Genomic DNA, 8,058 nt, shown 5'->3' on the forward strand with positions numbered 1-8,058 from the left:
ACGCGATAGCGTCGAACTTGCGCGCCAGCAGCCCCGGAATCATCCCGTCCCAGCTGCTTTCAACCCAGACGCATTTAGCGTGCAACTCTGCACACAGCGCATCGGCGATGTCGACGCCAAAGCCGGTCAGCGTGCCATCCTGGTTTTTGTATTCCAGCGGTGGGTACGTCGGGTCAATCCCCAACCTCAACACTTTGCCGGACCAGTCGGCCGCACCGGCCAGGCCGGATGCCGTCAAGAAAACCAGTGAAACCGCCGCGATCATCTTATTCATTGTTATTGTCCTCCAGGGGTTCGCCGAGTCGGGTTACCGACCGTTTTTTGTATAACCGTGATGTTAAAAAAGAGTGCGCCTCAACGCAGAAAACCCTCGGCCAACTTCACCCAATAGCTCGCGCCGATTGGCAGGCAGGCATCATTGAAGTCGTAACCGGGATTGTGCAGCAAACAGCTGCCCTCGCCCTGGCCATTGCCGATCACCAGATAGCTGCCGGGGCATTTTTCCAGGATGAACGCGAAATCCTCGCTGGCGGTGAAGGGCCGCAGGTCTTCGATCAGTTGCCCTTCGCCCAACCACTCCCGTGCGACCTGACGGGCGAACGCGGTTTGCTCCGGATCGTTGATCAGCACCGGATGGCAACGGTAATAATCGATCTCGGCCCGCGCGCCGAAACTCGCCGCCTGGCCGTTGACCAGATCGGTAATCCTGCGTTCGAGCAACTGGCGAACCTCAGGCGTCAAGGCGCGTACGCTCAGGATCATTTCGGCGGACGCGGGAATCACATTTGAAACGTTCCCGGCATGAATCGAACCGACCGTGATGATCGCCGTTTCCTGCGGATTGACGTTGCGCGAAACAATGCTCTGCAGGGCGATCACGATCGACGCGCAGACCACCACCGGATCGACTGCCTTATGCGGCACCGCGCCATGGCCACCGGTGCCGATGATGTTGATCGTGACGGTATCGGCAGAGGCCATGAACGGCCCGCTGTAAAACCCCAACTGCCCGGCGGGATAGCCCGGGATGTTGTGCATGGCGAAAATCGCATCACACGGGAAGCGTTCGAACAGCCCGTCCTCGAGCATCTTCTGCGCACCGCCCAACCCTTCTTCGGCCGGCTGGAACACCAGGTTCAGCGTGCCGTTGAATTCCCGCGTCTGCGCCAGGTATTTAGCCGCCGCGAGCAAGGTTGCCGTATGACCGTCGTGGCCGCAGGCATGCATCACGCCGTCGATCCGGCTGGCATACGGCAACCCGGTGGCTTCCTGAATCGGCAGCGCATCCATGTCTGCGCGCAGCCCGAGGGAGCGGCCCTCGCCATTTTTCAAGGTCCCGACCACACCGGTCTGGCCCACGCCGGTGCTGACGTCATACCCCCACTGCGTCAAACACTGCGCCACCAGCTCACTGGTGCTGAACTCTTCAAAGCCAAGCTCGGGATGCGCGTGAATGCGCTGACGCAGGGTGATCATTTCATCCTGCAGCGCCGCGATTCCTGGCAGGATATGACCAGCATTCATGGGTGTGCTCCTCGATAAGAATATTCAGCTGCCGGCGATTCAACGTGGGCGCTGTCGGGTCGATCTTAGGGAATGGGCCGTAGGCTGGGGAGGCGCAGTTTGGTTATGATGACAACCATTAGTTGTCACCACGGTGAGCAGATGAAACTGCATCAATTACAAGCCCTGATTGCCAGCGCCGAGACCGGCAGCATCCGCGCCGCCGCGCGTTCGCTGGACATCTCCCAGGCCGCGGTGACCAAAGCCCTGCGCGAGCTGGAAACCGAACAACAGTTGCCGCTGTTCGTCAGAACTCCCAGCGGCCTGAACTTCACCGAATTCGGCAAGGTGCTACTGACGCACGCACGGMTGGTGCTCAAGCAACTGGAACATGCGCAGACCGAACTCGATCACCTGCGCGGCAAGGCCCAGGGGCGCCTCTGCGTCGGGGTCACGCCCTGGGTCGCGTTAACCTTCCTGCCCGAAGTGGTCCTGGCTTTTCGGGCACGCATGCCGGACATTCATCTGGAGTTGTTCGAAAGCCTGATGGCGGTGGCCCAGCCGCTGCTGCGCGACGGCAGCATGGATTTCGCCATCGGCCAGCTTCACCCGGCACAAGCGACTGCGGAATTTGCCTGCGAAACCCTGCTCGAATACCAGACCTCGGTGCTGGTTCGCCAAGGTCATCCGCGACAGAACGCCCGGTCGATTCACGAGCTGCTGGACCAGGACTGGACCCTCAACTACGCGCCAGACGGCCACGATGCGCTGATGCAGGAGCTGTTCTGGAGGCACAACGCGCAGATCGACGAAAAGCGCATCGTGCGCGCCCATTCACTGGCGATCCTGCAAATGATGCTGGAACGGGCCGACATGTGCACCTGGGGGCCGACCATCCTCAGCACCGCCTCGCCCTTCCTCGGCCGATTGGTGTCCGTGAACCTGAGCGAGCAGTTCGAACCGCGGCAGCTGAGCATCGTCACTCGCCGCAACGGCTCGTTGAGCAATCCGGCGCTGTGTTTTACCGATTGCCTGCTACAGGTGATTCGACGCCACGCGCGTTCGGCGAAGAAGGAAGATCGGCAGCTGTTTGATACGCTGCGATTGCTGGTTTGAGGTGACGCAGCACGGCGTCATTCAACCGCCATACGCTCCAGGCTGTTGCTCAAATGCAGCAACATGGCCGCTCTGGCCGCGTCGGGGTCTTGCCGGCGAATCGCATTGAAGATCGCTTCGTGCTCCAGACTGGCGGATTGACCCAGCTTCATCAGGTCAGTGTCACCCCGCTCCTGCGCGTTGATCCGCGTGCGCGGTATGACCGAGTTACCGAGGTGATAGATGATGTCGGTGAAGTACGTATTCCCGGTAGCTTCGGCAATCAACCGGTGAAAACGCATGTCGGGCTCAACGCTGCTGTCGTTATTGGCCAACGAGTTCTGATAGTCGTCCAGCGCCTGGCGCATCCGGACGAGCTGATCTTCGGTTCGACGCTTCGCGGCCAGGGCTGCGGCTTGCGTCTCCAGCCCCAGGCGAAGTTCAAGAATCCCCCGCACGCTGATGGCGGTGTCGCTGCTCAGGCGAAAACCCTGATGCGCGTCACGCTCCAGGGCAAACGTTCCCACGCCATGCCGGGTTTCAACCAGACCGGACGCCTGCAACTTGGAAATGGCCTCGCGAACCACGGTGCGACTGACGCCGTGCTCCCGAACGATCGTGGATTCGGAAGGCAGTTTTTCACCCGGTGCGATCTGCCCAAGCAGGATGCGTTGAGTCAGCTCGGCGACAATGTCGTGCGCCAGGCCAGGCGCACGCTTGCGGCCTGAACCGCTGGATTCGTTTTGCATGTGGTCCGACCCGTTCAAATGAGGCTTCAGAATACTACTACCGTCGATCAATGGACTGCCCTTGCCTCAATGTCGGCCAATCAAGCGATGTCAGGTTCGGCACATTCCTGTAGCAGCTGGCGAAGCCGGCGTTCGGCCGCGCAGCGGTCGTAAAATCAGACACCGCGTTTTTTCAGGTTAACCGTGGAGGCAGGATTTACGACTGCTTCGCCCGAACGCGGACCGAGCCGAACGCCGGCTTCGCCTCGCAAGGCTCGTATTGCGACTCAAAAATCTCACTTGTATGATGACTGGCAACTTAAGTCGCAAAACAACGCTGCAGCACCACACCCGCATAACAATAATCAGTGGGAGTCATGAACCGTGAGCAACTCAAGCGCCGCACCTGCCGTCTCGCCGGACAATCCTGTCCTGGCGCGCGCCATTTCGAAAGTGAAGAGCCATGTGCTCCCGCTCTTCGTCATCATGTTCATCGTCAATTACATCGATCGCGTCAACATCGGCTTCGTCCGCACCCACATGGAACACGACCTGGGCATCGGTGCCGCGGCTTACGGGCTCGGTGCCGGTCTGTTCTTCATTGGTTATGCGCTGTTCGAAGTGCCCTCCAACATGCTGCTGCAAAAAGTCGGGGCGCGCATCTGGCTGACCCGGATCATGTTCACCTGGGGCATTACCGCCACACTGATGGCCTTCATCCAGAACGAAACCCACTTCTACATCTTGCGATTTCTGCTGGGTGTGGCCGAAGCCGGCTTCTTCCCGGGCGTCATCTACTACTTCACTCGCTGGTTGCCCGGCGTCGAGCGCGGTAAAGCCATCGCGATCTTCCTCAGCGGCTCGGCATTCGCCTCGCTGATCTCAGGCCCGCTATCCGGCGTGCTGCTGCAAATCAACGGCCTGGGCATGCATGGCTGGCAGTGGATGTACATCATCGAAGGCATGGCGTCGGTGTTCCTGTGCTTCTTTGTCTGGTTCTGGCTGGACTCCAAACCGCATGACGCCAAGTGGCTGAGCCATGAAGAGCAGGATGCTCTGGTGGGCGAAATCGACCGCGAACAACGTGAGCGCGACGCCGCCCACACGGTCAAGCCGACCTTGGGCAAGCTGCTCAAGGACCGTCAGATCATGCTGTTTTGCGCGCTGTACTTCTGCATTCAACTGACGATCTACGCCGCCACGTTCTGGCTGCCCAGCATCATCAAGAAGATGGGCGACCTCAGCGACATTCAGGTGGGTTTCTACAACTCGATTCCCTGGCTGATTTCGATTGTCGCCATGTATGCCTTCGCCGCACTGTCGGGCAAGTTCAAGTTCCAGCAGGCCTGGGTTGCCGCTGCGCTATTGATCGCCGCTGCGGGCATGTTCCTGTCCACCACGGGCGGACCGATCTTCGCGTTTATCGCCATCTGCTTTGCGGCGATCGGTTTCAAGTCAGCCTCATCGCTGTTCTGGCCGATTCCCCAGGGCTACCTCGATGCCCGAATCGCTGCCGCAGTCATCGCCTTGATCAACTCCATCGGCAACCTCGGCGGCTTCGTCGCCCCCACCACCTTCGGCTTTCTGGAACAAACCACCGGCTCCATTCAGGGCGGGCTATATGGCCTGGCGGGTACCTCGATCATTGCCGCGCTGCTGGTGTTTTTCGCCAAGACCAAACCCACGGTAACGGACACCACCAACACGGACATTCACCACCCCGTGCTCGGTAAATCGCACTGATCGGCGCTTGGCTCGAACTGACAAGACAGGAATTGAACATGAACACTGAACACCTGCACCACACCGGCAAAGCCCCGTTGATCACCAGCCTCCAGGTCATCCCGGTTGCCGGCCATGACAGCATGCTGATGAACCTCAGCGGCGCCCACGGCCCGTTCTTCACCCGCAACATCGTCATTCTCAAGGACAGCGCCGGCAATATCGGCGTCGGTGAAGTCCCCGGTGGCGAGCGCATTCGTGAAACGCTGGAGGACGCCCGCAGCCTGGTGGTCGGGCAACCGATCGGCAACTACCAAGGCATCCTCAACGCCATGCGCAGTGCGTTCGCTGCCCGCGATTCGGCCGGCCGTGGCCTGCAAACCTTTGACTTGCGCATCACCATCCATGCGGTGACCGCCATGGAGGCGGCCCTGCTGGACTTGCTCGGTCAGTTCCTCGAAGTCCCGGTGGCGGCCTTGCTCGGTGAAGGCCAGCAACGCGATGCGGTGAAGATGCTCGGCTATCTGTTCTACATTGGCGACCGTCACCAGACCGATCTGGCGTACCGCAGCGAACCCAATGCCGATGACTGGTTCCGCTTGCGCCACGAACAGGCGATGACGCCTGAAGCCATCGTGCGCCTGGCCGAGGCCGCCAAGGCCAAATACGGCTTCAACGACTTCAAGCTCAAAGGCGGTGTGCTGCGCGGCGATGAAGAAATTGAAGCTGTTACTGCTTTGGCCGAGCGCTTCCCGGATGCGCGCATCACCCTCGACCCGAATGGCGCATGGTCGCTTAAAGAAGCCATCCGTTTGTGCCGCGATCAGCATCACGTTCTCGCTTACGCCGAAGACCCATGCGGCGCAGAAAACGGTTACTCGGGCCGTGAAGTCATGGCTGAATTCCGCCGCGCCACAGGTTTGAAAACCGCGACCAACATGATCGCCACCGACTGGCGCGAAATGGGCCATGCCATCCAGCTGCAGTCAGTGGACATTCCATTGGCCGATCCGCACTTCTGGACCATGCAAGGCTCGGTGCGCGTGGCGCAGATGTGTCATGAGTGGGGGCTGACCTGGGGTTCTCACTCCAACAACCACTTCGACATTTCACTGGCGATGTTCACCCAGGTTGCGGCGGCTGCACCGGGCGATATCACCGCAATCGACACCCATTGGATCTGGCAGGACGGGCAACGCCTGACCAAGGAGCCGCTGCAAATCGTCGACGGTCATATCAAGGTTCCAGCCCGGCCCGGCCTGGGCGTCGACATCGACATGGATGCGGTCGCCAAGGCTCACGAACTCTACAAAGGCATGGGGCTCGGCGCCCGCGACGACAGCGTGGCGATGCAGTTCATGATTCCGGGCTGGACCTTCGATAACAAGAAACCCTGCCTGGTGCGCTGAGTTTCGGCGGCTACAAGCAAGGTGTTCTCCAACCACCACACGCACTAAGCCGCCACTTCGCGGCCCTGCRATTGACCCACACCCGACCGCACGCCGGCTCGAAGCGCATGACGCAGCTTCAGGGCCGGCTGCTCAACGTAGTAGTACGAAACGCCGCTCAACAGGAACGACAGGGTCAGCACTGCTGCAACGATGTGCCCATCGTAGGCGACTGGCCAAAAGGCACGCAGGAAGTACATCACCACAAAGTGATTCAGGAACACGCCGTAGCTGATGTTCCCGAGGAACTCGTCAACCCGGTGAAACTTGAGCTTTGTCAGCAAGTACACGGCAGGCACGCCCAACGCCATGAAAACGGCAACAGACAGGACAAACGCAACACCCCGAGCCTTGTAGATGATCAGGAAAGGGATCACCAGGTAAAAACACATCTCAAGCCCTAGCGACCAGGCCGGCGGCAAGATCTCCGATCCGGCGGCCCCGAACATGTAAAAGCCAAGGGGGACGATAGGTAGACTCACGGCGATGTTCCTGAGCGTCAACTCAGCAGCTTGAGGCGTGCCGGGCAGGAGGAAATAGATCACCGCGCAGGAGGCAAAGAAGTAGAACAGGAACTGGGGGTAGAGCCTCAAGGCCCTGTCCATGTAGAACAGGCCGATTTTCTCCGGTGCCTTGTAGTTGCGCTCGATCAGCGAGGTCATCACGAAACCGCTGATAATCAGGAAGGAAATCACGGCAACCACGCCGGGATTTAGCCCCGCAATCGTCTTGCCCATATGAGAAACAGCCACCAGAACGGCCAACAGCAGACGATAAACTCCCACTCAAACCCCTAAACGTCCTTGTAGTTATGGCGCGTAAGCTACGATGCTTTTCGCTCGGAGAACAGGCTTTTTTCGCCGCCCCAGAACTTCCCCCCGCCTCCCTGCACATCGTGATCAGAAACAACCCTGTCAAAAAATTTATCCCGCCGAGAACAGGCCGAAAGATTGACCTCTCCAGGATGAGCGCACGCCTGAAGTTCAGGCAGCATTCGAGGCTAAATAACCTATGACGCGCCCACTTTCGACCCCGGCCAACTACAGCATCGTGTTGGTCAACTACAAATCGCTTGAACTGACCAGAACCTGCCTGCAACTGCTGCGCGAGCATGTGCAAGCAGCTGGCGTGCCAGTGTTTGTGGTGGACAACTATTCGAACGATGCGAGCAGCGAATACCTGCGCACGCTCGACTGGATCAACCTGATCGAACGCAAAAGCAACGGCCCTGAAGCCGGGAGTTTTGCTCATGGCCGGGCCCTGGATCTTGCCCTGGAGCTGGTTGAAACCGAGTACCTGTTTTTATTGCACACCGACACGTTCATTTACGACCCGGCGGTGTTCAGCCTGATGCTCAGCCAGTGCACTGGCCCGCAAGAAGTGGCGGCGGTCGGCTGCCTGGAACAGCTGAACCGAGGTGTAGCCCGAACGGCCTGGCGCCTGACATCGCGGTTTTTCAAGCACTACACCCGGCGCAGCTTGCTGGCCCTGGGGTTGAATGCTCGGGCACCGAAACCGTTCAGGGAAGTTCACTTGAAAAGCTTCTGCACCCTGTGGAACGT

Annotated in this window: 8 protein-coding genes; 4 read left to right on the top strand and 4 right to left on the bottom strand. The window is 59.5% G+C overall.

The genetic code is table 11. The annotated features are described in order from the left end of the window. The coding region (locus tag AC1DH9_RS25110) for a transporter substrate-binding domain-containing protein (protein ID WP_477808982.1) at positions 1 to 274 on the bottom strand (274 nt) is incomplete at its 3' end. A gap of 80 nt (positions 275 to 354) precedes the next feature. Further along, complete coding sequence (locus AC1DH9_RS25115; protein ID WP_427542929.1) at positions 355 to 1,524, bottom strand: M20 aminoacylase family protein; 1,170 nt, start codon at positions 1,522 to 1,524, stop codon at positions 355 to 357. Positions 1,525 to 1,629: 105 nt separating this feature from the next. On the opposite strand from AC1DH9_RS25115, the gene AC1DH9_RS25120 reads away from it, so the two are divergent. Further along, positions 1,630 to 2,619, top strand: a complete 990-nt coding sequence (locus tag AC1DH9_RS25120) for a LysR family transcriptional regulator (protein ID WP_477808983.1) — start codon at positions 1,630 to 1,632, stop codon at positions 2,617 to 2,619. A 17-nt stretch (positions 2,620 to 2,636) separates the two neighbouring features. Here the strand turns inward: AC1DH9_RS25120 and AC1DH9_RS25125 are convergent, their stop codons facing one another. Beyond that, complete coding sequence (locus AC1DH9_RS25125; protein ID WP_427542935.1) at positions 2,637 to 3,347, bottom strand: FadR/GntR family transcriptional regulator; 711 nt, start codon at positions 3,345 to 3,347, stop codon at positions 2,637 to 2,639. Between the two features lie 363 nt (positions 3,348 to 3,710). Here AC1DH9_RS25125 and AC1DH9_RS25130 point away from each other — a divergent pair, with 363 nt between their 5' ends. Both AC1DH9_RS25130 and gudD read left to right on the top strand, forming a co-directional pair. Further along, the gene (locus AC1DH9_RS25130; RefSeq protein ID WP_427542938.1) at positions 3,711 to 5,069 is read left to right on the top strand and encodes an MFS transporter; all 1,359 of its coding nucleotides are present in this window, start codon (positions 3,711 to 3,713) and stop codon (positions 5,067 to 5,069) included. A 38-nt stretch (positions 5,070 to 5,107) separates the two neighbouring features. Continuing rightward, positions 5,108 to 6,457, top strand: coding sequence for a glucarate dehydratase (gudD, locus tag AC1DH9_RS25135; protein WP_427542941.1), 1,350 nt, complete (start codon positions 5,108 to 5,110; stop codon positions 6,455 to 6,457). A 44-nt stretch (positions 6,458 to 6,501) separates the two neighbouring features. Here gudD and AC1DH9_RS25140 read toward each other — a convergent pair whose 3' ends face one another. Continuing rightward, positions 6,502 to 7,281 (bottom strand): acyltransferase family protein, encoded by a 780-nt coding sequence (locus AC1DH9_RS25140; protein ID WP_477808984.1) that lies wholly within the window; start codon positions 7,279 to 7,281, stop codon positions 6,502 to 6,504. A 226-nt stretch (positions 7,282 to 7,507) separates the two neighbouring features. Between AC1DH9_RS25140 and AC1DH9_RS25145 the strand changes: the two genes are divergently transcribed. Continuing rightward, a partial coding sequence (locus AC1DH9_RS25145; protein ID WP_477808985.1) for a glycosyltransferase family 2 protein occupies positions 7,508 to 8,058 on the top strand: 551 nt, incomplete at its 3' end.

The sequence above is a fragment of the Pseudomonas sp. 05T35 genome, from assembly GCF_056396605.1.